Annotated in this window: 20 protein-coding genes; 11 read left to right on the forward strand and 9 right to left on the reverse strand. The window is 64.8% G+C overall.

Going from position 1 to position 23,133, the window contains the following annotated elements; all coding sequences use genetic code 11:
- Positions 1-33: 33 nt before the first annotated feature.
- Positions 34-870, forward strand: coding sequence for an IclR family transcriptional regulator (locus tag ADADO0_RS15390; RefSeq protein ID WP_511306057.1), 837 nt, complete (start codon positions 34-36; stop codon positions 868-870).
- Positions 871-885: 15 nt separating this feature from the next.
- Here the strand turns inward: ADADO0_RS15390 and ADADO0_RS15395 are convergent, their stop codons facing one another.
- The 3 genes from ADADO0_RS15395 to ADADO0_RS15405 form a co-directional block, all read right to left on the reverse strand.
- The gene (locus ADADO0_RS15395; protein ID WP_511306058.1) at positions 886-1,659 is read right to left on the reverse strand and encodes a metallophosphoesterase family protein; all 774 of its coding nucleotides are present in this window, start codon (positions 1,657-1,659) and stop codon (positions 886-888) included.
- Positions 1,660-1,819: 160 nt separating this feature from the next.
- On the reverse strand, positions 1,820-3,175 hold the full coding sequence (locus tag ADADO0_RS15400) for an outer membrane beta-barrel protein (protein WP_511306059.1): 1,356 nt from the start codon (positions 3,173-3,175) through the stop codon (positions 1,820-1,822).
- Positions 3,176-3,765: 590 nt separating this feature from the next.
- Positions 3,766-4,902, reverse strand: coding sequence for a glycosyltransferase family 4 protein (locus ADADO0_RS15405; protein WP_511306060.1), 1,137 nt, complete (start codon positions 4,900-4,902; stop codon positions 3,766-3,768).
- Positions 4,903-5,065: 163 nt separating this feature from the next.
- Here ADADO0_RS15405 and ADADO0_RS15410 point away from each other — a divergent pair, with 163 nt between their 5' ends.
- Positions 5,066-6,028: a hypothetical protein gene (locus ADADO0_RS15410; RefSeq protein ID WP_511306061.1), complete on the forward strand. Its 963-nt coding sequence runs from the start codon at positions 5,066-5,068 to the stop codon at positions 6,026-6,028.
- A 24-nt stretch (positions 6,029-6,052) separates the two neighbouring features.
- Positions 6,053-7,378 carry an O-antigen ligase family protein gene (locus ADADO0_RS15415; RefSeq protein ID WP_511306062.1) on the forward strand — a complete coding sequence of 442 codons (1,326 nt, stop codon included), beginning with the start codon at positions 6,053-6,055 and terminating at the stop codon, positions 7,376-7,378.
- A gap of 43 nt (positions 7,379-7,421) precedes the next feature.
- On the opposite strand, the gene eda is transcribed toward ADADO0_RS15415, so the two are convergent.
- Positions 7,422-8,069: a bifunctional 4-hydroxy-2-oxoglutarate aldolase/2-dehydro-3-deoxy-phosphogluconate aldolase gene (gene eda / locus ADADO0_RS15420; protein WP_511306063.1), complete on the reverse strand. Its 648-nt coding sequence runs from the start codon at positions 8,067-8,069 to the stop codon at positions 7,422-7,424.
- A gap of 336 nt (positions 8,070-8,405) precedes the next feature.
- On the opposite strand from eda, the gene aztA reads away from it, so the two are divergent.
- The 4 genes from aztA (at position 8,406) to ADADO0_RS15440 (ending at position 12,298) form a co-directional block, all read left to right on the forward strand.
- A complete protein-coding gene (gene aztA, locus ADADO0_RS15425) occupies positions 8,406-9,182 on the forward strand; it encodes a zinc ABC transporter ATP-binding protein AztA (RefSeq protein ID WP_511306064.1) in 777 nt (258 codons plus the stop codon).
- A gap of 153 nt (positions 9,183-9,335) precedes the next feature.
- Positions 9,336-10,208: a metal ABC transporter permease gene (locus ADADO0_RS15430; protein ID WP_511306065.1), complete on the forward strand. Its 873-nt coding sequence runs from the start codon at positions 9,336-9,338 to the stop codon at positions 10,206-10,208.
- 11 nt (positions 10,209-10,219) lie between these two features.
- Complete coding sequence (locus ADADO0_RS15435; RefSeq protein WP_511306066.1) at positions 10,220-11,179, forward strand: metal ABC transporter substrate-binding protein; 960 nt, start codon at positions 10,220-10,222, stop codon at positions 11,177-11,179.
- A 72-nt stretch (positions 11,180-11,251) separates the two neighbouring features.
- Positions 11,252-12,298 carry a CobW family GTP-binding protein gene (locus tag ADADO0_RS15440; protein ID WP_511306067.1) on the forward strand — a complete coding sequence of 349 codons (1,047 nt, stop codon included), beginning with the start codon at positions 11,252-11,254 and terminating at the stop codon, positions 12,296-12,298.
- Positions 12,299-12,496: 198 nt separating this feature from the next.
- On the opposite strand, the gene ADADO0_RS15445 is transcribed toward ADADO0_RS15440, so the two are convergent.
- Together ADADO0_RS15445 and ADADO0_RS15450 are read right to left on the reverse strand one after the other, a co-directional pair.
- Complete coding sequence (locus tag ADADO0_RS15445) at positions 12,497-13,558, reverse strand: hypothetical protein (RefSeq protein WP_511306068.1); 1,062 nt, start codon at positions 13,556-13,558, stop codon at positions 12,497-12,499.
- Positions 13,559-13,622: 64 nt separating this feature from the next.
- Positions 13,623-15,089: a sodium:proton antiporter gene (locus tag ADADO0_RS15450; protein ID WP_511306069.1), complete on the reverse strand. Its 1,467-nt coding sequence runs from the start codon at positions 15,087-15,089 to the stop codon at positions 13,623-13,625.
- A gap of 179 nt (positions 15,090-15,268) precedes the next feature.
- Between ADADO0_RS15450 and leuS the strand changes: the two genes are divergently transcribed.
- Genes leuS through holA form a run of 3 tightly spaced genes read left to right on the forward strand, consistent with a single transcriptional unit; the run spans position 15,269 to position 19,467 of the window.
- Positions 15,269-17,890 (forward strand): leucine--tRNA ligase, encoded by a 2,622-nt coding sequence (gene leuS, locus ADADO0_RS15455; protein WP_511306070.1) that lies wholly within the window; start codon positions 15,269-15,271, stop codon positions 17,888-17,890.
- Positions 17,877-18,434 carry a hypothetical protein gene (locus ADADO0_RS15460; protein WP_511306071.1) on the forward strand — a complete coding sequence of 186 codons (558 nt, stop codon included), beginning with the start codon at positions 17,877-17,879 and terminating at the stop codon, positions 18,432-18,434. Before leuS ends, ADADO0_RS15460 begins: the two co-directional genes overlap by 14 nt.
- Positions 18,435-18,444: 10 nt before the next feature.
- A complete protein-coding gene (gene holA, locus ADADO0_RS15465; RefSeq protein ID WP_511306072.1) occupies positions 18,445-19,467 on the forward strand; it encodes a DNA polymerase III subunit delta in 1,023 nt (340 codons plus the stop codon).
- Between the two features lie 9 nt (positions 19,468-19,476).
- On the opposite strand, the gene ADADO0_RS15470 is transcribed toward holA, so the two are convergent.
- The 3 genes from ADADO0_RS15470 to ADADO0_RS15480 all read right to left on the reverse strand — a co-directional run bounded on the left by ADADO0_RS15470 (position 19,477) and on the right by ADADO0_RS15480 (position 22,095).
- Entirely contained in the window at positions 19,477-20,802 is a 1,326-nt protein-coding gene (locus ADADO0_RS15470) for an AmpG family muropeptide MFS transporter (RefSeq protein WP_511306073.1), read from the reverse strand.
- A 48-nt stretch (positions 20,803-20,850) separates the two neighbouring features.
- The gene (locus tag ADADO0_RS15475; protein ID WP_511306074.1) at positions 20,851-21,528 is read right to left on the reverse strand and encodes a LuxR C-terminal-related transcriptional regulator; all 678 of its coding nucleotides are present in this window, start codon (positions 21,526-21,528) and stop codon (positions 20,851-20,853) included.
- 99 nt (positions 21,529-21,627) lie between these two features.
- Positions 21,628-22,095, reverse strand: coding sequence for a secondary thiamine-phosphate synthase enzyme YjbQ (locus ADADO0_RS15480; RefSeq protein WP_511306075.1), 468 nt, complete (start codon positions 22,093-22,095; stop codon positions 21,628-21,630).
- Between the two features lie 74 nt (positions 22,096-22,169).
- Between ADADO0_RS15480 and ADADO0_RS15485 the strand changes: the two genes are divergently transcribed.
- Positions 22,170-23,129: an alpha/beta hydrolase gene (locus ADADO0_RS15485; RefSeq protein ID WP_511306076.1), complete on the forward strand. Its 960-nt coding sequence runs from the start codon at positions 22,170-22,172 to the stop codon at positions 23,127-23,129.
- Positions 23,130-23,133: the final 4 nt, after the last annotated feature.

Consider the following 23,133-nt stretch of genomic DNA (forward strand, 5'->3'; position numbering starts at 1 on the left):
CGTGGCTTGGGTCCCGGCTGAGAGGAGCAAAGAATGCCGCGTCAGGCGACGGTGCCGGCCGAAGGTGCGTCCACTGAGACGGGCGAGGCGAAGACGGGTGGCGTGCAGTCCCTGGAGCGTGCTTTCGGCATCCTTGAGGAAGTGGCGCGGCACCGGCAGGGCATCAGCCTCGCGGAACTCGCGAAGACCATCGGCCTGCACACCTCCACCACCTTCCATCTCGCCAAGACATTGGTGAATCTCGGCTATCTCCGGCAGGCGCAGGACAGCCGGCGCTATCACGTCGGCGCAATGGTCTTCAGCCTCGCGGCGAACGCCCTGAACGAGATCGAATTGGTGGGCCTTGCCACTCCGATTCTGGAGGAAATCGCGCGCGAGACCGGGGAAACCGCGCACTTCGCCATCCGCTCCGGAGACGAGGTGGTGGTTGCGGCGCGGGCCATGGGCACGGGGGCATTCCAACTCGTGGACCGGGCCGGCGGGCTGCGCCCCGCCTATTGCACGGGTCTGGGAAAGGCGCTGCTCGGCGCCATGTCGCCGGAGATGTTCGAGCGCTATCTCGCCGCCGTGCGGCTTGAGCCGCTGACCCCCAAGTCCATCACTGATCCCGCGCAGTTGCGGGAAGAGATCGCCCGCGTGCGGCGCGACGGCCTCGCTTATGACGATGGCGAATTCAACACCGAGGTCCGCTGCATCGCTATGCCGGTGAGCGATTTCGCTGGCCGAACCGTTGGCGCTATCGGCATTTCCGGCCCGATCTGGCGCCTTACGCTTCAGCGCTTGCAGGAGAAAAGCGACATCCTGCGCCGCGCCGCCGCGCAATTTTCCCGCGAACTGGGCAGCGGGCCGCAAGGGCGCGGGCGGAGCTGACCGACGCGTCTGTCCTCAGCCTCTCATGGAAATGGGGATGAGGCGCTGCTCCTCGCCTTCCAGGCGCAGCACGGTCAGCGTCCCGGTCAGATAGGCGCCGGAATCGATGTTGATCCGATTGGGGTGAATTTCGGCCTCGCGCACGGGTGTGTGCCCATGCACGATCATCTTCGGGTGCGCCGTCTTGTGCGCGGTGAAGGCATCGCGAATCCAGATGAGGTCGCTCACCGCCTGGGCCGCCAGCGGCACCTCTGGGCGGATGCCAGCGTGGCAGAAGAAATAGTCGCCCACCTCATAGCTCGGCCGCAGATTGCCCAGCCACGCCCTGTGGCGGGCGGGGAGCGCGCGCGCGAATGCGCTGCGCGTGTCGCCAACGCCGTTGCCCAGTTGCAGCGAGCGGATATCCACCTCGTAGGAGAACATGGTCTCCAGCCCCCCGAAACCGGCCCAGCGGGCCAGTTCCTCGTCGTCCTCAAGGGCCTGGAGCATCATCTGCTCGTGATTGCCAAGCAGCGTCACCACGGGGGTGGGGAAGGCGCCGGTGGACAGGCGCTCGATCACGGCAGCGGAGCCGGAGCCCCTGTCGACATAATCGCCTAGGAATATGGTGGTGTGCTGCGCCTGCGGTCGCGTGCGCGCGTCTTCCTCGATGGCCCGCGCCGCGCGTTCAAGCAGATCGTCGCGCCCATGCACATCGCCGACCGCATAAACGACGAGCGGATCGGGAATGCGGTGAACAGGTCGCTGAGGTGGGCGGCGCTTGAACAGGCTTCGGGCGCGTTTGAGCATGACCCCGGTGTATCATTCCGCCTCGGAGCCATTCAAGGCCACCGAGCCATTCACGGCCAAGCGGATCAAGCGCGCTTAAATTCAGGAGTTCGTGGGCTTACACATGCAAAAGGCTCCGAAGCGGTTTAGCTTCAGGAGCCTTCTTTTGGTCGCTGCGCGATCAGAACTGGCCGCGGGCCGAAATCCGCATGATGTTCTGGACATAGCTATCCGTCGCGATGTTCGAATCCTGGTTGGTGTAGGTATAGGCGAGGCTGATGCCCCAATTCGTCACCATCATATAGGTCACACCGGCGGTCGCTGCGTAGATGTTGTCCAGGCGCGGCTGGTCGACATAATCGGCGTGCGTGTAGTTGAAGCCGGCGTTCGCACTCCACTGACGGTTGATCGTATAGTCACCCGTCACTGCAATGGTCGTGTTCTTTGTCACATAGGAATTATAGACGCCGACATTGGGGGTCGAGAACACCAGCGAGGGCGTCGACACGGCAAAGGTCTGATCGGCCGTCAGCTTGAAAGTCATGTCCCTGGTCGGGAACCAGGAAATCGCAGCACCCAAAACCGGGGAAGTCACGTCGCCGATAAAGGCGTTGTCGAAGTTCTGGCCCTGGTAACCGGCGTAGATTTCGCCGCGGAAAAGGCTGATCCGGTCGGTACCGATACCGCCGACCACCCGGTAGCCGGTCGAATCGAAGTCGCTGTTCGTGTACTGCCACCAGTTCACGCGCGGCTCGGCGAACACATAGATCACCGGGGAGATGTTATAGCCCACGCGGCCGGTCAGCGTATAAATCGCGCCATCGGCGGAGGTGAGGTTATAGGTATACCCCCCCGTCGCCGAGGGGTCGGAATAATCCGTATAGCTCAGGGCGCCGCCAAGGTCGACGAACACCGCGCCGAAATCCTTGTGGATGCCAGCCGAGCCAAAATACGTGTTGTATCCCTGCGGGTCGCTAAAATTGTTGGTGGCCGGGGTCGCCGAGGGTGCGCCGCCCGGATAGTAAACGCCGCGGAAATAGTCCAACTGGGCGCGCGCCGTCAGATCGCGCTGGATTTCCCAGAGCTGGATGATGCCGCCGCGCCCGGTGACCGTGTTGGCTTCGCTGTAACCGTCGTAAAGGTCGGCGTTCAGGGCGCCATAAAGCGTGGTCTTGTAGATGCCCACATTGCGCTCGGCCACCACGGCCGGCGCAAGTCCGATACCCCAGGCGCCGATGGCGCCGGTGTTGGTGCCGAACAAATTGTCATTATAGACCGCGCCGACATTGGCGCCGCCGCGAACCAAGAAGTCACCCGCCTGAAATGTGTATTGGGACTTGTCCAGGTTCTTCGGCGGACCGGAGGGCTTCATTTTCTCGCCAAACTGCCCCCAGTCGTCCGCGAAGATCGCGGTCCCGGGCGCAGACTGGGCATAAGCCACCGTCTGGACGGCCATAAACAGGAAGGGTGAGAGCGCGCTCGCCAGGAGGAGAGACGCGCGGTTCACCGGCTGTTTGGATTTCAGACCGATTTTCAAATGCGCCCCCAATGACACTCAACGATACGCGTGGCAGACCTAGACCCGAAGTTACCGACGCTCATACCGCGTTGCAAGCGTCTTGCCTCGCTTTTGCCATGTGTCAGCCACCCGGCGGGGCGAATTATGGATCGGCTTTGTGATTTAAACTCATTAAATCAAGGTTAATAATTAGTTAATCACAATTTATAGTGCGTTAAATTTGCGAAAAAGCGGGCATATACGGATATATTTCGGTGTCGATACGGAAATTAATCGACGACAGGCGAGTTAAATAGCATGTCGTCGCTTGAAAATCTGATGAATCAGAGAGTTTTTTTGTGAACGCGATGCCGAGTTCTGGATTTTATCTGATTTCACTGGCGTCGGCCGCGTTCGAAACCAGTGTGTGGTATTTTTGTCTCTGCGCCCAAATGTCGGCGGAGGATTTGCCATCTGAGGTTTTAAGGTACCTCTGATGCTACAATGGAACCTCCGGAGGCGCGGGACGCTGCCTTTTGTAATATCGGGTGGTGCGGACTCGCTTCCGCATGAAAGCCCGCTGCCACCTTGGAATCGATGACCTTGTCGTGCCGGGTGTGTGTCGCAGGTTAATCCCGCCGGACGTTAGCGGCCGCGATGACGTCCCGGTAGAAGCCGAGGGTCCTTTCGGCCATCGCGTCGACGCCGAACATTGCGCGGACCCGCGCGCTTTGCGCCTGCGCGCGGGTCCGGAAGCCGGAGGGGTCATCGAGGAAGGCGCTCATGGCGTCCGCCAGCCTTCCCGTGTCGCCCGCCTTCAGCAGGGTGGGGCGGTCCTCGGGGCGAACGATCTCAGGGACGGCGCCGACATCGGTGGAAATCAGCGGGATGCGGGCGGCGCCGGCTTCGAGCACGACATAGGGGCAGGATTCCCGGCGCGAGGTGAACACCAGGCAGCGGCCCGCCGAGAAGGCTTCCCGGCCGTTCCGAACCGGTCCGCGCCATTCGACCGTGGGCGTGTCGAGCCGCAACTGGGCCGCCTGTGCACGGAAGGCGGCTTCGTCCGGCCCCGCACCGAAGATGCCGATCCTGAACTTACGCCCTTTATCCCGCATGAGAGCGGCGGCATTGAGCAGGACGTCGAGCCCCTTGAGCTGTCGCAATTCACCGAGGAACACGAAGTCAAACGGGTCGTCGACCATGGCCAGTGGCGCGAATTCGCATTCGTCCACCGCATTGGGAATGACCCGCGTCGAAATCGCGCCGCCTGAGATTTCGGCGGCAAATTCGTCCCGTGCGAAATGGGAATCGAAGATCAGCCCCCCGCTCATGGGCAGCAGCCGCCGCTCGATCAGGCGATAGAGAATGCCCTGCGCCGATTTTCTGGAAAAGTGCAGCACGCCTCCGTGCAGGGTATAGATCGAGGGTACGCCATGGAGCCGGCCGAGGAGCCGCGCATAGACACCCCCCTTGGCGCCGTGGCCATGGACGATGTCGAAGCCTTGAGCTTTGAACAGGGCGCTGAGCCGAAAGATATTCGCCACGTCTCGTGGACCCGGCAGGCGCGGAATTGGCAGTCTGAGGCAACCGGCCGTGCAGATCTGCTGCAACTCAGGCCACACCGTTTCGAAGCGGCCCCAGGCGGGGGCATCGTCGAACACCAGCCCCACCGCCAGACCCATGCGCGCCTGCTCGCGCGCCAGATCGGCCACATGCCGGAAAAGACCGCCCACCGGCGAGCGGAAAACGTGCAGCACGCGAAGCATGTTCGATGGTCTCTGCGCCCCGCACCGGCGGGCAAAGCGTTCGGAGCTTTCGCCAATTCCAGGGGAGAAAGCAAGCGCGCCCTGGAGGGACGCCATCGGGGGTGGTTGGCGCATTCCGCGCGGTTCTGCTAGCTGACGGGTCGGTAAACCAAGGAATGATCGCATGCTGGATTGGAGGCAGGGCCTGCTGCGCTTTATCAACCGGCGCGCGGCCTCTGCGGGCCTGTTCGTGATGCCGCTGCACCGGTGGAAACGTGCCGAGGCGCTGGTCCGCAGCCTGGCGCAGGAACTGGCCCGCGTCTCCGACCGGCCGACCTCACTGCCGATGGCGGGGATCGTGTTCTCCAAGGACCGGCCGCTGCAATTGCATGCGCTACTGGAATCCTATCGGGATCTGGTGAGCAATCCGGCCCCCCTCACGGTGTTGTTCCGCGCCTCGGACGAGGGATATCGCGCCGGCTATGCCGAAGTGGCGCAGGCCAACCGCGACGTGGCCTTCGTTGAGGAAGATAATTTCCGCGCCGACCTCATCGGGCTGATGGATCGCCTCGACGCGCGCGCCATGTTCTTCCTGGTGGACGATATCGTGTTCACCCGCCCGGTGGATCTGGTGGACTATGGCGCCGCCGATCTCGCGCTGTTTGTCCCGGCGCTTCGCCTCGGCCCCAATGTGCGCCGCAGCTACACCCGTGACAGGGCGACGCCGACACCGCAGTTCACCCCGCTTGGCGAGGCAAAGCTCCGGTGGCGCTGGAGCGAGGGCATCAACGATTTCGGCTATCCGCTCTCAGTGGATGGCAATCTCTTCGCGACGGACGAGATGGCGGTGATGGTGAAGACCGTAGCTTACCGGTCGCCCAACACCTTCGAAGATGCGCTTCAGGCCTTCATGCCGCTCTATCGTGACCGTGAGGGGATTTGTTATTCACATTCTTGTATTGTGAATATCCCGATCAACAAGGTCCAGAACGATAACGCCAACCGCAGCGGCGAGCTTGAGGTGAGTTGGTTTCTGGAGCAATGGCGCAAGGGCCTGAAGCTCGATGTCCGGCGGCTCTATGGATTTGAGAACATAAGTCCCCATCAAGAGGTCGAACTTGGGTTTGTCCCCCGTGGGGCGGATTGAGTGGCCGAGCGGCGGATGCGTGGAATGAACCAGAAGATCGGAATGCCAAACACTGCGGCCCTGAAGGCCGGCAAATTCGTTGCGGATGCCGCTTCCGGGCCGCGGCTTGATCTTGTTGTGCTGCCGATCATCGTCTGGTTCACGACGATTGCCTACGTGATCACCGAGCCGGCGCCGTTCGATCTCGGGTTCTTTGTCATCGTTGGCTATTGGATTCTTCTCGGCCGCAAGGCGCCGGCCGGCCGCATCCCTCTTATCGCTCCTGCCTTTCTTGTCCTGCTTGTTCTCAGTGTGCTGTCATTTGCCAACGTTGAATATGATGTAAATGTATCTCTGCTGTATGTCGGCATCACGATATACATGTACGCGCTGTTTCTGTTCTTTTCTCAATTGGCATCTGGATTTGGCGAGAGGCTGGTACACTCGCTGTTTATTGCATTTGTCGTTTCCGGTGCGGTATCGGCGCTGTATGCGCTCCTGTTCGTCGCCGGTCTCGTACCTGCGATGCGTCCCGAGATTGTCGGCGCGTCGCGCGCGGGTGAAATTTCCGTCAGCGAATACATCGCATTCGTCAGTCGGCCCAACGCCTTCTTCAAAGATCCGAATGTGTTTGGGCCCTTCCTGATCCCGCCCATGATGTATTGCATGGATTTATTTGCCGGAAAGCGCGTTCAGACACAGTTTTATAAAAACCTGAGCATCGCATTATTCGTCTTAATGGCGCTGGGGATTCTTTTGAGTTACTCGCGCGCAGCCTGGGGTGGGGCCGTTATTTCGGTATTATTGTATTATATGCTGATCGGGTTTTCGACGGGCAGTTTCGCAACGCTGGCCCGGCTCGTATTCTATGGCTTGATCCTGGCTATCCTGACGGTTTCGGTGCTGACGATTTCAAACAGTCCGATGATCGAGGAAATCAGCACCTATGTGGAGTCGCGCGCGAGCTTCCAGGCTTATGACGAGGAGCGCTTCTTCTTGCAGCAGCGCGCGTTCGATAGTGGCGCCGAAAACTTTTTGGGTATCGGTCCCGGCCAGTGTGAAGTGGTCAACGGCGGGTCGCCCCACAATCTTTATCTCAGGGTTTTTGCCGAGCAAGGCGTTCTGGGGTTCGCAGCTTTGCTTGTGATCCTGATCTCCACACTCATCGTTTCGCTGCGCCACGCCTTGTGGGGCGAGCCGAAAGCAAGGTCTTTGTTCCTTGTGCTTTCATCGACCTATGCGGGTTTCGTCTTCATTGGTTTCTTTATCGATCCGTACCACTGGCGGCACTTCTTTGTCCTGATGGGTCTCATCTGGGGACTGGCCGCGAGATATCCCATTCGACGGACGCGGGCGCGGCTGGGGGCGTGATGGTGAGCGGAAGGCGGCACCGAGAGCTGGCGCCGCCTTACTCCTAGCCGAATTTCGCCGCGCGCTTGAGTTGAGACGCGATCCTGGCGAGGTCGCGGATCTTGCCGAAGTCGCCGGCGCGGATGGCGTCGGTCGGCACAACCCAGGAGCCGCCCACCGCGACGACGTTGGGTAGTGCCAGATAGCTCTCCACATTCGCCGGGCCGATGCCGCCGGTCGGACAGAAGCGCAGCTTCGGCAGCGGGCCGGCAATGGATTTCAGGAACGGCACGCCACCTGCCGCTTCGGCGGGAAAGAATTTCAGCACCTCGAAGCCGAGCGCCGACAGTGCCATGGCCTCGCTCACCGTCGCGCAGCCCGGCAGAACCGGAACCGGCGCCTTGGCGAGGGCCGCGGCGAACGCGGGGGTCGTGCCGGGGCTGACCAGATAGGCCGCGCCGGCCTCCAGCGATGCCTCCACATGTGCGACTTCAGTGACGGTCCCCGCGCCGAGGATGGCGCCTTCCACTTCGGCGGCAATGGCCCGGATGGCTTCCAGCGCCACCGGCGTGCGCAGCGTCACCTCGATCAGCGGCAGTCCGCCTTCCACAAGGGCGCGGGCGAGGGGAATGGCATCCGCGAGACGCTCGATCACCACCACGGGGATCACGGGGGCACGGGCGATGATCAAAAGCGGGCTCGGCAAGCTCATGTGGCGTCTCTCCCAATGCGCGCCTTTGAAGCGCAGGCGTTCGCGCGTGTCGAGTACCATTCAGCGAGAACCACGCCGTCCGGGCATAAACCGGCTAGACTTGGAAAATGATACTCTATATCAATAAACTATGAATTCGACGGCGACGCCCTCTCGCGGGCACTCCCATGGTGCACATGAAACGGCCAAACATGGTCATTCTCATGATCATCACGCTGCGCGGCGCGCGCCTTACACGCCCGTCTTCTCCGTCCTGAGGGCATCCTTCGCCATGCGCGCGTTGATCGCGGCGGTGCTGAGCGCCGTGCTGTGGGGCGCCGTGTTCTGGGTGATGCCATGACGAGCGCCAAGGTCGCCACGGAAAGCCAAGCGGGCGCTGCCACGCAACTGCGCTTCAGGGATCTGACGCTCGGCTATGAGCGCCATCCCGCCGTCCACCATCTCGACGGCAGCGTGGAGGAGGGGGCGCTTCTCGCGGTCTGCGGGCCGAACGGGGCGGGCAAATCCACCCTTCTGCGCGGCATCGTCGGCGAGTTACGCCCCTTGAGCGGCAGCATCGAGCGCGGCGGTGTCGATGCGCGCGACATTGCCTATCTGCCCCAGGGCGCGCAGGTGGACCGCAGCTTCCCCATCAGCGTCTACGACATGGTTTCCATGGGCCTGTGGCGGCGTGCGGGCCTGTTCGGCGGCATCGGCAAGGCCGATCGCACACGGATCGAGCAAGCGATTGCTGCGGTTGGACTGGAAGGCTTCGAGCGGCGGCCGATCGGCACCCTTTCGGGCGGCCAGATGCAACGCACCCTGTTCGCCCGACTGCTGCTCCAGGATGCACGCCTGATCCTTCTGGACGAGCCCTTCACGGCGCTGGATGCCAAGACGGTCTCCGATCTTTTGGAACTGGTGCGCCGTTGGCACGGCGAGAAGCGCACGGTTCTGGCGGTGCTGCACGATTTCGATCTGGTGCGGGCGTATTTCCCGCAGACCCTCCTCCTGGCGCGCTCGGCGGTGGCGTGGGGGCCGACCGGCGAGGCGCTGGCGCCAGACAATCTCCTCAAGATGCGCCGCATGGGCGAAGCCTGGCACACCGACGCGGACACCTGCGCGGCGGCTTGAAGAGGTCTCCCTCCCCCCTTCAGGGGGAGGGCTGGGGTGGGGGGTGTTTATCCACTCGCTCCGGAGAGGGTTTTTAGGCGGCGGCATACCCCCCACCCCAACCCTCCCCCTCAAGGGGGAGGGCGGGAGGGAACCAGACCAATTTTGGATTCCATGAATATCTACGACCTTCTCATCGCTCCGTTCGCGGAGTTTGAATTCATGCGCAGGGCGCTTGTGGGTGTGTTCGCCCTGGCGCTGGGGGCGGGTCCCGTGGGGGCGTTTCTCATGCTGCGCCGCATGAGCCTCACCGGCGATGCCATGGCCCATGCCATCCTGCCGGGCGCGGCCATCGGCTTCCTGATTTCCGGGCTCGACCTGTTCGCCATGACCTTCGGCGGTCTGGTCGCCGGCTTGCTGGTGGCGGTGGGTGCGGGCGTCGTGGCCCGTGCCACCGAGATCAAGGAGGACGCCTCCATGGCGGCCTTCTACCTGATCTCGCTGGCGCTCGGCGTGCTGATCCTCTCGGTGAAGGGCTCGAACGTGGACCTGCTGCACGTTCTGTTCGGCACCGTGCTGGGCCTGGATGACCCCACCCTCTATCTGGTGGCGGGCATCGCGACATTGACCCTGTTCACCCTGGCGCTGATCTGGCGGCCGCTGGTGCTGGAATGCGTCGATCCCGCCTTCCTGTCCTCCGTGAGCCGAGCCGGCGCACCGAGCCATATCGCGTTTCTCGCCCTGGTGGTGCTGAACCTCGTGGGCGGCTTCCATGCGCTCGGCACATTGCTGTCGGTGGGCCTGATGATGCTGCCCGCCGCCACCGCCCGCTTCTGGGTGCGTGATCTCACGCCGCTGGTCTGCCTCGCCACCACCATCGCCTTCGTCTCCGGCGTTCTGGGGCTGCTGGTCTCCTATCATTGGAGCACCCCCTCCGGCCCGTCGATCATTTTGGTGGCCGGCGGCGCCTATCTGTTCTCGGTCCTGTTCGGCACGGCCGGCGGCATCGTCACGCGCCGCTGGCCCGTGCGTCATCTTGAAGCCTGAAGGAGTTCTCCATGCTCTCTCGTCGCATCCTGCTGGGCCTTGCCCTGGCGCTCGCCGCAACCCCCGGCCTTGCCCAGACGCCAGCCGCCACCGGTGAAAAAGTGCCGGTGGTGGCGTCCTTCTCCATCCTCGGTGATTTCGTGAAGAACGTGGGCGGCGACCGCGTGGCCGTGACCACCATCGTCGGTCCCAACGGCGACAGCCATGTTTATCAACCCACCCCGGCGGACGCGAAACGGATCGCCGGCGCCAAGCTGGTGTTCGTGAACGGCCTCGGCTTCGAGGGTTGGATGGATCGTCTCGTGAAGGCGTCCGGCACCAAGGCCGTGGTGGTGGTCGCCACCAAGGGCATCACGCCGCGCGAGCGCACCGCCGACGAGCCGCAGGACGATGACGAGAAGCCCGCCAAGGGCGCCAAGAGCGCGCATTCCCACGATCATGGGCCGATCGACCCCCATGCGTGGCAGTCGGTTGCCAACGCCAAGATCTACGTGGCCAATATCCGCGACGCCCTGATCGCCGCCGATCCCGAGGGCAAGGCGCAATACACCGCCAATGCGGACGCCTACCTCGCCAAGCTCACCACGCTCGAGGATGATGTGAAGGCGGGCGTCGCCAAGATCCCCGCCGATCGCCGGCTGATCATCACCTCCCACGACGCCTTCGGCTATTTCGGCGACGCGTATGGCCTCAAGCTGCTGGCGCCGGAAGGCGTGTCCACGGAGACCGAGGCATCCGCCAAGGACGTCGGGCGGATCATCCGCCAGATCAAGGCGCAGAAAGTGCCGGCGGTGTTCCTGGAGAATGTCAGCAACCCGCGCCTGCTGGATCGCATCGCCAAGGAGGGCGGCGCCAAGGTGGGCGGGACGCTTTATTCCGACGCCCTGTCCGATGACAAAGGCGGCGCGCCTACCTACATCGATATGGTGCGCAGCAACCTCAAGGCGCTGACGAGTGCGCTGACGAGCTGATGCCGGCGCCCGCAGCGTCGATGCACCGAAATTCATTTAAGAGCGGCCCGGTGCCGTTGTCCGGAGTTCCCCATGTCTGAGGTCCAGAAGATCCCCGTTACCGTCCTCACCGGCTATCTCGGCGCGGGCAAGACCACGCTGCTCAACCGCATTCTCTCCGAGCCGCACGGCAAGAAGTTCGCCGTGATCGTGAACGAGTTCGGCGAGATCGGCATCGACAACGACCTCGTGGTCGGCGCCGACGAGGAAGTGTTCGAGATGAACAACGGCTGCGTCTGCTGCACCGTGCGCGGCGACCTGATCCGCATCGTCGACGGGCTGATGCGCCGCAAGGGCGGCTTCGACGGCATCATCGTCGAGACCACCGGCCTCGCCGACCCCGCGCCGGTGGCGCAGACCTTCTTCGTGGACGAGGAGATGGGCGCCCGCACCAAGCTCGACGCCGTGGTCACGGTGGCGGACGCCAAATGGCTCACCGACCGGCTGAAGGACGCGCCCGAGGCGAAGAACCAGATCGCGTTCGCCGACGTGATCCTGCTCAACAAGACCGATCTCGTTTCCCCCGCCGAACTGGCGGAGGTGGAAGGCCGCATCCGCGCCATCAACCCCTACGCCAAGCTGCACCGCACCCATAAATCCGAGATCGCGATCGACAAGGTCCTGAACCAGGGCGCGTTCGACCTCGACCGCATCCTCGCCATCGAGCCCGCCTTCCTGGAGGAGGACGAGGGGCACCACCATCATGACCACGAATGCGGCCCCGGCTGCGGACATGACCACGGGCACGACCATGATCACGGCGGGATGAAGCACTATCACGACGAGGAGATACAATCCTTCTCCTTCGCCACCGACAAGCCGATGGACCCGGACAAGTTCTTCCCCTGGGTTCAGGATCTGGTGGCGACCGAGGGGCCGAGCATCCTGCGCTCCAAGGGCATCCTCTCGTTCAAGGACGACCCCGACCGCTTCGTGTTCCAGGGCGTGCACATGATCCTGGACGGCGACCACCAGCGGCCCTGGAAGGAAGACGAAGACCGCCGCAGCCGCATCGTCTTCATCGGCCGCAACCTCGATCAGAAGAAGCTGGAATCCGGCTTTCTCTCCTGCGAGGCCTGAGCGTTTTTATGGCCGGTGTGGGAATGAAGTTAAGCCATTTCATTCGTCATGGCCGGGCTTGTCCCGGCCATCCACGCCGTGGGGCTCGGAACGGAATTTCGGAATTTAGATCAAGCGGTTGGACGTGGATCCCCGGGTCAAGCCCGGGGATGACGGAAATGGATGCTCGGGCGTCTGCCTCCCATTTCCAATTGGCTCTCAGACCATGCGCGCATGGGCCGGGCGCAGGCGCTTGAGCGGGCCTGGCAGCATGTCATCCAACACTCGCGCCGCCTTCTGGCGGCGTGGATAAAGCCAGAGCCCCGCCGCCATCACCAGCAGCCCCACGCCCGAGAGCGCGAAGGGGAACAGCAGGGAATCCTGGAACACGTCCGAGACGAGATGGCCGAGATAGGCGCAGACGCCCATGGCGCCGAACACCGCATACACCCGGCGCATCAGGAAGACGGACAAGAGAATCAGGCCGACATTGAGCAGGCAATAGACCGCCTTGGTCCATTCGCCGCCGCGATCTAATGATGTCAGGCCCCCCCAGAAGGTGATGGCGCCGACCAGGTGCAGCCAGAAGGCGAAATCCCCGCTCTTGGAGGCAATATCCACGCTCCATGCGATGAGGATCACCGCGAGGCCGAAGCCGAGCGACATCTTCGCCCGCTGGTCCCAGTCTGGGGTTTGCGCGTGGAACACCAGCGGCGCCAGGTCCATGGACAGGAACCAGACGGCAAAGGCGATGACGGCAACGATGAACGGAAACCGGTAGAAGCACAGCGCCGCCAGCCCGGCGGCGATGGTCGCGACTTCCATGGGCACCCAGCTTGCGTTCACCCAGCGATAGAAGTCCCGGTAATTGCCTGGATCGCCCGCCCCACCCCAGGCACTGAGACTGTCCTGGATGCCGAACACCGCCAGTGGGGCCATGCCGACCGCGATGGCGACCATCAGTCCTCCAGGCGTCGTCAGACCTTGCCGCCACAGATGATGTCCGGCGACCAGGAATATCCCCGCATAGGCCAGGGCGGTGAGCGCAAGGGCGGGGCCGCCCATGCGCGCGAAGGCCAGGGTCGCGAACAGGGTCATGGCGCCGAGGATGATGAGGGCGCCCGCGTACCAGAGCAGGTGGGTCAGGTCGAAACGCGGCTGCGCTTGGGCCGGCGCGGCGGGCAGCGCCGCGAGCAGCCGCGCGGCCGCCTCCGGCTCGATCCCGGCGGCGCTGGCGGCGGCGGCGATCTGATCGCGGGAGAACAGGTCTGTTACGGGCAACGGCGGTCTCCGTCTCGGCCCGGTCCGCATCCGGGCTGAAGGGCGGGACAGGGAGCGTCGCGCCTCACAGGAAGTAAAGGAAGGTCAGCAGCACGAAGCAGGGCAGCAGGAAGACGCAGGACCACACCATGTAGCCGAAGAAACTCGGCATCTTTACGCCGCGATGCCGGGCGATTGAGAGCACCATGAAATTGGGTGCGTTGCCGATATAGGTCAGGGCGCCCATGAACACAGCGCCGGCCGATATGGCCTCCAGCGTCACCTCCAGCGGCCCCATCAGGCGATAGGGATCGCCGCCGGCCAGATTGAAGAACACCAGATAGGTGGGGGCATTGTCGAGGAATGCCGAGAGCCCGCCGGTCAGCCAGAAATACCAGACATTGACCGGTTGCCCGGCTTCGTTGGTCACGAGGTCCACCAGCGGCGCGAAGGCGCCCGCCTGGCCGGCGCGCAGGATGGCGATGACCGGGATGATGGTGAGGAAGATGGCCGCGAACAGCTTCGCCACCTCCCGGATCGGCTCCCAGTCGAAGCCGTTGCGCTCACGCACCAGCCGGGGCGTGATGGCGAGCGAGATGAACGCGATCACCACCAGCAGCACGTCGCGCACCAGCCATTGGATCTCGACAACCGTGCCGTAGATGCGGAAATGGATGCCCGGCTTCCAGAGCGCGCTCAGCAGGATGGCACCGATGATGCCGATCAGCAGGGGAATGTTCTGCAATCCACGGATGGTGATCCTGTCGGTATCCGGGCTCGGGTCGACGCGCGCCGGCAACGTCTCCTTGGCGTAGAAGTAGCGGTCAAGCAGGTAGAAGACCGTGAGCAGGATGGCGGCGACCAACACCGTGTCGTGAAACAGGTGGGTGGTGGTCCAGAAGAAGGACACGCCCTTCAGGAACCCCAGGAACAGCGGCGGATCGCCCAGCGGGGTGAGCGAGCCGCCGATGTTCGACACCAGGAAGATGAAGAACACCACGGTGTGCACGTTGTGGCGGCGCTCGTCATTGGCGCGCAGAAGCGGACGGATCAGCACCATGGAGGCGCCGGTGGTGCCGATCAGGCTCGCCAATACCGTCCCGAGCGCCAGGATCGCCGTGTTGGTCGCGGGGGTGCCGTGGATGTTGCCCACCACCAATATGCCGCCCGAGACCGTGAACAGGGCGAACAGCAGGATGATGAAGGGGATGTATTCCAGCAGAGCGGTGTGCACCACCTCGTGGGCGGTCAGGTCCGCCCCCTTCAGCAGAATAAAGGGAATGAGAAAGGCGAGCCCCCAGAACAGGGCGATCTTTCCGTAATGATGGTGCCAGAAGCGGTTGGCCAGCAGCGGGAACAGGGCGATGGAGAACAACATGCCGGCGAACGGGAGCGTCCAGAGCACGGACATCTCCGCGCCGTTCACCGCCGTTGCGCCCGGCGCGGCGGCCTGCGCGGCGACCGGAAACAGGGTCAGCGCGAGCAGGAGGAGCAGGGTACCCGCAGCCTTGCGCGCGCCGGGGAAGGCATCGTTCAAACGTTCAGCCCGCACGTTTCCAGCCTCCTACGTTCCATCTGGATTTGATGGACGATGCGCCGGGGCAAGGCAAGGCTGCATCCGTGCCACGGCACCACGGCCTGGACGTCAATCGGCCGGATCGGCACCGCGCCGGTTGACCCGTGGCGCGGTTTCTGACCTTAGTCCCGGCGCTTTCAGACCCGCATGAGACCATGACCACAGAACGCTATAACGCTCGCGACGCCGAACCCCGGTGGCAGAAGATCTGGAAGGAGCGCGGCATTTTCCGCGCGCGCAACGACGATTCGCGCCCCAAATTCTTTGTCATGGAGATGTTCCCCTATCCCTCCGGGCGCATCCATATCGGCCATGGGCGCAATTATGTGATGGGCGACGTGCTCGCGCGCTACAAGCGCATGCAGGGCTTCAACGTACTCCATCCCATGGGCTGGGACGCCTTCGGCCTGCCGGCGGAGAATGCCGCCATCGAGCGCGGCATCCATCCCAAGGAATGGACCTACGAAAACATCGCCTCCATGAAGGAGCAGCTTCAGCTGCTCGGCCTGTCGCTGGATTGGGAGCGCGAGATCGCCACCTGCGATCCCTCCTATTATGTCGAGCAGCAGCGCATCTTCCTGGATTTCCTGGAGGCGGGTCTCGCCTATCGCAAGGAGAGCGAGGTCAATTGGGACCCCATCGACCACACCGTGCTCGCCAATGAGCAGGTGATCGAGGGGCGCGGCTGGCGTTCCGGCGCGGTGGTGGAGCGGCGCAAGCTGTCGCAATGGTTCTTCCGCATCACCCAGTTCGCCCAGGAGCTTCTCGACGCGCTCGACACGCTGGACCGCTGGCCGGACCGCGTGCGGCTCATGCAGCGCAACTGGATCGGTCGCTCCGAGGGCCTGGAAGTGCTGTTCGAGCTGTCGAAGGACAGCGCGAAGGCGTCCGGCACCAATGCTGTGAAGGTCTACACCACGCGGCCCGACACCCTGTTCGGCGCCTCTTTCCTGGCGCTGTCGCCCGACCATCCGCTGGCCGCCACGCTGGCGGCGAAGGACGCGAAGCTCGCTTCATTCATCGTCGAGTGCAAGAAGGGCGGGACCTCGGCCGAGGTCATCGAGACCCAGGAAAAGATGGGCTACGACACCGGCCTGACCGTGGTGCATCCGCTGGATGCCGCGCTCACCCTGCCGGTCTATGTCGCCAATTTCGTGCTGATGGACTACGGCACCGGCGCCATTTTCGGCTGCCCGGCCCATGACCAGCGCGATCTCGACTTCGCCCGCAAGTATCGCCTCAGCGTGACGCCGGTGGTGCTGCCGCCGGGTGCGGACCCCGCAACCTTCGCGGTGGAAGACATCGCCTATGACGGCGAGGGCGTGCTCTATAATTCGCGCTTCCTCGATGCCATGGCCATCGAGGATGCCAAGGAGGCGGTCGCCCGCCGCCTGGAGCGGTTCCGCGTGGACGGCGAGCCCCAGGGCGCGCGGCGCGTGAACTTCCGCCTGCGCGACTGGGGCATCTCGCGCCAGCGGTATTGGGGCTGCCCGATCCCGGTGATCCATTGCGAAGCCTGCGGCCCGGTCCCGGTGCCGCGCGACCAGTTGCCGGTGATGCTGCCGGACGACGTGACCTTCGACCGTCCCGGCAACCCGCTCGACCGCAACAAGGGGTGGCGCGACGTGCCGTGCCCCAAGTGCGGCGCGCCGGCGCACCGCGAGACGGACACCATGGACACGTTCGTGGATTCGTCCTGGTATTTCTTGCGCTATGCCTCCCCCGACGTGGCCAACCCGCTGGACAAGGCGGCAGTGGCTCATTGGCTGCCGGTGGACCAATATATCGGCGGCATCGAACACGCGATCCTGCACCTGCTCTATTCTCGCTTCTTCACCCGGGCGCTGAAGGCGTGCGGGCGCGTGGATGTAACCGAGCCGTTCGCCGGTCTGTTCACGCAGGGCATGATCGTCCACGAGACCTACAAGGACCAAGCCGGCCGCTGGTTGTTCCCCGAGGAGGTCAAGCTCCTGGGCAACGGCAAGGCCGTGAAGATCGACACCGGCGAGGACGTGACCGTCGGCGCGCCGGAGAAGATGTCCAAGTCCAAGCGCAACGTGGTGCCCCCCGAAGTGGTGGCCGACACCTATGGCGTCGATTGCGCCCGCTGGTTCATGCTCGCGGACACCCCGCCGGAGCGCGATAGCGAGTGGACCCAGGCGGGCATCGACGGGGCCTGGCGCTTTGTCCAGCGGGTGTGGCGCCTGGTCGGAGAGGCGATTGAGCTTGGCGTGCCGGCCGGCACGCCCCTACCGACCGAGTTCGGGCCGCAGGCTGTGGCACTGCGGCGTGCGGCCCATGGCCTCGTCGCCAGCGTGTCGGACGATATCGAGCGGCTGCGATTCAACGTTGCCGTGGCGCATGTGCATGAGTTCGCCAATGTGTTCGGTCAGGCGGTGGCCGCCGTCCGCGCCGGCGCCGGCGATGCCGGGCTTGGCTTCGCCCTGCGCGAGGCGGGCGACATCCTGGCGCGGGTGGTGGGGCCGATGGTGCCGCATCTGGCCGAGGAATGCTGGGCGGCGCTGGGTCATGAGGGGCTGGCCGCAGAGGCGTCATGGCCGCAGGCCGACCCCGCGTTGCTGGTGCGCGATACCATCACGCTGCCGATCCAGATCAACGGCAAAAAGCGCGACGACATCGAAGTTCCGCGCGAGGCGACCCCCGCGCAGGTGGAGGCCGCCGTGCTCGCGCTCGAAAGCATTCAGCGCGCACTCGACGGGCGCCCGCCGAAGCGTATCATCGTGGTTCCACAGAGGATCGTGAATGTCGTCGCCTGACCGCGCCCCGCTCGCCTTCGCCCGCTTCACGCGTCTCGCCCTCGCGCTCTCCCTCGCGGGGGCGCTGGCCGGCTGCTTCCAGCCGATGTACGCGGCGTCCACGCCGGGCGCGGGGCCGGGGCTGAAGGAAAAACTGGGTGATGTCCAGATCGTCAAGATCGAGGGCGAGCTTGGCAACGACCTGCGCAACGACCTGATCTTCGATCTCACGGGCGGGTCGGGCAATCCGGCGAATGCCCCGTACAAGATGTTCATCACGGTGAAGTCCACCTCCACCTACGCCATCGTCAACACCTCTTCCGGCTTGCCGGAAGCCAAGGTGGTGCGCGTTTCCGGCGAGTGGCGCATTTACAAGGCCGGCGAGGAGACCAAGCCGCCGGTCGCCAAGGGTTCGGCCGCCGCGTCTGCCTCGCTTGACGTCAGCCAGGAGCGGTTCGCCAATTACAGCGCCACCCGCGAGGCGGAGAAGCGCGCCGCCGGCACGCTGGCCGAGATGATTAAGGCGCAGATGGTGGCGTTCTTCGTCAAGCAGCCCGGCAGTTAGGGCCTGACGCATGGTTGCGGTCCGAGCCGGCGATGCCGAGACCGCCCTGTCCCGGCGCGACAAGAAGCATCCGCTGGTGCTGCTGTTCGGCCCGGATACCGGGCTGGTGCGCGAGCGCGCGGCGGGCCTGGTCAAGCGCACCGTTCCCGACACGTCCGATCCGTTCGCCGTGGTGCGGCTGGACGGTGACGACATCGCCGCCGACCCCCGCAGGCTGATGGATGAGACCCGCACCATCGGCCTGTTCGGCGGCGAGCGGGTGATCTGGGTGCGCGCGGGCAGCCGCAACATCGTGCCCGCCCTGGAGCCGCTGCTGGCCGAGCCGTGCGACGCCCTGGTGGTGATCGAGGCCGGCGACCTGAAGCGCGGCGCCCCGCTGCGGTCGCTGTGCGAGAGCGCTCCGGCGGCGCTCGCCATTCCCTGCTATGCGGACGGAGAGCGCGATCTTGCCCGGCTGGTGGACAGCATGCTGGGGGAAGCGGGCCTGACCATCGACCGCGATGCCAAGGATCTCCTGGTGTCCCTGATCGGCGGCGACCGGCTGGCCTCGCGCGGGGAGATCGCCAAGCTGGCCCTCTATGCCCAGGGGCAGGGCCGGGTGACGCTGGATGACGTGCGGATCATCGTCGGCGATGCCTCGGCCCTGGCGCTGGACGATGTGGTGGACGCGGCCCTGGCCGGGAATGCACCCGCCGCCGCGACCGCGCTCGCCAAGGCGAAGGTCGCCGCGACCCGGCCCGACGCGGTGCTCGGCGCCTTGCTGCGCGGCCTGCTCTCGCTGCACCAGATGGCCTTGGCGGTGGAAGGGGGCAGCGGCATCGAGCGGGTGATCGACCAGCAGCGCCCGGCGGTGCATTTCTCCCGCAAGCCCTATCTGGAGCGCGCCCTGCGCAACTTCTCCTCCACCCAATGCCTGCGGGCGATGCTCATGGTGGACGAGGCAGTTCTCGCTTGCCGCCGCAGCCCCGCGCTGGGCGAAGCCATCGCCGAGCGCGCCCTGTTGCAGATCGCGGGGCGGCGGAAGCAGGGATAGCCGCTGGCTTCAGAGGGTGGCGAAATGGCGCCGCGACTGGAGATAGGCCAGCAGGATCAGCCCTGGGATCGCCGCCAGCGAGGTTATGGCGAAGAAGATCGGCCATCCCGTCGCCTCGGCGATGAACCCGCCGCCGGAGGCCAGGAAGGTGCGGCCCACCGCCGTCAGCGCGGTCAGCAGCGCATACTGGGTCGCGGTGTGGGCGCGCGCGCCGCACAGAGCGGAGAGATAGGCCACGAACACCACGGTGCCGATGGCGCCGCAGAAATTCTCGACGATAATCGTGCCGGTGAGGAACGGCACGTTCACGCCGACGATGGCCTGCCCGGTGAAGGCAAGGTTCGAGACCATCTGGAGGATGCCGCCGATCCACAGGCAGGTGACGAGCGGCAGCGCCCGCGCCATCGCTCCGCCGGCAAACCCGCCCAGCAGCGCCGCCGCGAGTCCGACGCCCTTGACGATGGCGGCATAGGTCGCCTTGTCGAAGCCGATGGCGATCACGAACGGCGCGGTCAGCACGCCGGCGAAGGCGTCGCAGAATTTATAGAGCAGCACGAACAGCAGAATCGTCACCGCGTTGGGGCGCGACAGGAATTCTGCGAACGCGCCATAGGCGGTCGCGGCGACGCGGGAAAGTGCGCCTTCGCCGGCACCGTCCCGGCGCGGCGGCGGTTCCGGCTCGCGCGCCATGAGGGTCGCCAGCATGCCCACCAGCATGCAGGCCGAAGCGGCGACGTAGCCCCACATCCAGGCCACGTCGCGGGCGACGTTCATGGTCTCGATGACCGCCACAATTGCGATGACGCCGGCGCCCGACACCAGCATGCCGATGCGATAGGCGGCGACATAGCCGGCCATGCCGGCCGCCTGCTCCGACGTGTCGAGGCGCTCGACGCGGAACGCATCCACCACGATGTCCTGGGTCGCCGAGCAGGTGGCGAGGATCACCGCCCCCAACGCAACGGCAAATGGCGCGGAGGCTGGGTTCTGGAAGCCGAGATAGAGGATCGCAAGCACCAGCGCGGCTTGCGTTGCCAGCAGCCAGCCGCGCCTGCGGCCGAGAAGGCGCGAGAGCACGGGCACGTCGATGGCGTCCACCACCGGCGCCCAGAGGAATTTCAGCGTGTAGGGCAGGCCGACCAGCGAGAACAGGCCGATGGTGCCGAGGTTCACGCCTTCTTCCGTCATCCACACGGACAGCGTGGTGCCCGTCAGCGCCAGCGGCAGGCCGGAGGAGAAGCCGAGCAGGATCACCACCAGCACGCTTGGCCGGAAATAGACGGTGATCGCCTCGAAGCGCGAGCCTCGCGTGCGGCCCGAAAGACGGTCGCTCATTCTGGTCTTTCGCTCATTCAGGTTGCCTTTGCACGGCTGGCCGCAGGCTCACGCCGGGGGCTGGCTGTTCCACAGCCCGGTGTCCACCTTGGAGACCGCAATCACGGCCTGGGTGCGGCTTTCGACGCCGAGCTTCTGGAGAATGGCTGAGACGTGCGCCTTCACGGTCGCTTCGGAGACCGACAATTCATATGCGATCTGCTTGTTGAGCCGCCCTTCGGACAGCATCATCAGCACCCGCACCTGCTGCGGCGTGAGGGTCGCGAGACGGGCGATCACCGCATCCGCCTCGGCATCCGCGCGGCTGGTCAAATTGATATCCGCCGGGGCCCAGGTGCCACCCGCCATGACGGCGGCGACCGCATCGCGCATACCGGCGATGGCCAGCGTCTTGGGGATGAAGCCTGAGGCGCCGAGGTCCAGGCAGCGGCGGATCACCGCCGGCTCCTCGTTGCCGGACACCACCACCACCGGCACCGCGGCATATTGCGCGCGCAAGTAGATCAGGCCGGAAAAGCCGCGCGCGCCGGGCATGGCGAGGTCCAGCAGGACGAGATCGAAATCCGAATCCCGCTCCAGCTTCGCGTGGAGTTCATCGAAGGTGCCGACCTCCACGATCTCGCTTGCGGGATAAACGGCGGAGACGGCTTCACGCAAAGCGCCACGAAACAGCGGGTGATCGTCGGCAATGACCAGCCGGACGGCATTGGCGACCTCGTCTCCCAAGAACGACCTCCCCGTAAAGACGATTCGATAAGACGAGCGGCACCCGCGAATCGGCGCGCCGCATTTTCAGCCGTGCCGCCGATGGAGGCAAGCCGGCGATCAGGGCATCGTGCGGCCCGAAAATGCAAGGATGATCTCGCGGGCATGCGGCTTTGCGCGATGTTCCACGAGATAGATGCCTTGCCATGTGCCGAGCCCGAGATGCCCGTCCCGCACCGGGATCGACAGGTCGCTTCCCGTCAGCATGGTGCGCACATGGGCGGGCATGTCGTCCGGCCCCTCAAGGTCGTGCACCCAGGGCCGGTTCTGCGGCGCCAGGGCGCGCAAGGCCGTGATGAGATCGGTGCGCACGTCGGGGTCGGCATTTTCCTGGATGGTCATGGATGCCGAGGTGTGGCGGCAGAACAGCACCAGAGTGCCGAACGCCCCGCCGATTTCGTTGAGGAAGGCGCGCACCTCGCGGGTGATGTCGGTGAACCCTTCGCCCGGCGTTTGCACGGTGAGCATCGCCTGCGCGTGGGTGTCGATGGCGGCGCGCTTGGCCGGCGTGCGCTTCATTTCAGGCATGGACCTCTCCCACCGCGCTTGACGCCCGCGCCCACGCCCTTTCCCTTGTGCTGCGAACAGGAAGGCGCGGGCATATGGACACAATCCACCTCCGGGGTGAAGACTTCGCGGACGCGGCGATCGCCGCCGACACGCGGATGATCAATGAGGCCGTGACCAAGAGATTGGCCGCCGTCCCCGATCGCGGCACGCACCCGCCTGCCAAGATCCGCCAGGCGATGCTCGAGGGGCGCGGCGCATTTCCGCTGCCGCCGGAAAGCCTGTTGGCGCAGGAAGAAATCATTGAGGGCCCGCATGGCCCGATCCCGCTGCGCATCTACCTGCCGGAGGGGGCGCCCAAGGGGGTCTATCTCCATTTTCACGGCGGTGGCTGGAGCATCGGCTCGCCGCGCGAGAACGACAACGGCAACGATCGAATCGTCCAGCGGACAGGCTATGCGGTGGTCTCGGTGCGTTATCGTCTCGCCCCGGAATATCCCTATCCCCAGGGGCCGGACGACGGCGAAGCTGCTGCTTTGTGGCTGGTGCGCGCGGCGCAGAGCCGATTCGGGACCGAAAAGCTCGCCATCGGCGGGGAATCGGCCGGCGCATGCCTTGCCGCCGCGGTCCTGGTCCGGCTGCGCGACCGGCATGGCATGGCGCCCTTCATGGGCAGCGTGCTCACATCAGGCTGTTTCGACCTGCGCCTCACCCCAAGCGTGCGGCAGTGGGGCGAGACGCCCCTGGTGCTGAACACGCGCGATATCGTGCGCTTCGTCGACCATTACCTCGCGGGCGGCGGCGGCAGTGTGGAAGACCCCGACGTGTCGCCGCTGCTGGCGAACCTCTCCGCTCTTCCCCCCGCGCTGTTCATCGTCGGCACGCAGGACGCCTTGCTGGACGACACCCTGTTCATGTCGGCCCGCTGGATCGCCGCCGGCAATGCCGCGGAGCTGATGGTCATGCCCGGCGGCTGCCATGTCTTCCCGCGGTTCCCCGGAAGCGCCGGCGTTGCCGCCAACGCACGGATCGATGATTTCCTGAGCGGCCTCTGAGCGG

Source organism: Aquabacter sp., from assembly GCF_965279295.1.
Lineage (GTDB): Bacteria > Pseudomonadota > Alphaproteobacteria > Rhizobiales > Xanthobacteraceae > Aquabacter.